This window comes from Polaromonas sp. P1_G2, from assembly GCF_056405515.1.
The window spans coordinates 1-400 of sequence record NZ_JBFUBY010001455.1; the positions used below are offsets into that span (position 1 = coordinate 1).

Annotated in this window: 1 protein-coding gene; it reads left to right on the forward strand. The window is 54.0% G+C overall.

The window, feature by feature from the left end:
* Positions 1-400, forward strand: a 400-nt coding sequence (locus AC1D0P_RS31050; protein WP_477680240.1) for an ABC transporter substrate-binding protein, incomplete at both ends; no start/stop codon positions are given.

Genomic DNA, 400 nt, shown 5'->3' on the forward strand with positions numbered 1-400 from the left:
GACCAACGGCGTGTCGGTCATCGGTAAGCTTAAATATCCGCCGGGCTTCAAGCATTTCGATTATGTCAATCCTGACGCGCCGAAGGCGGGGGATTTGCATCTTTCGGCATATGGTACTTTCGATTCGCTCAATCCGGTGGCAGGCAGCAAGGGCAACGTCGAGGGTGCAATCGGCCTGGTTTTCGAGACGCTGATGAAGTCTTCTTCGGACGAAGCGTTTTCGTCATATGGTCTGCTAGCCGAAGCAGTCTCCTATCCCGAGGATTTCTCTTCTGCCTCGTTCCGGCTCAATCCGAAGGCAAAATGGGCCGACGGCCAGCCAGTAACCGTGGATGACGTAATTTATTCCTTGGACAAGGCCAAAGAACTCGACCCGGCCAAGGCCTTCTACTATCAGCAC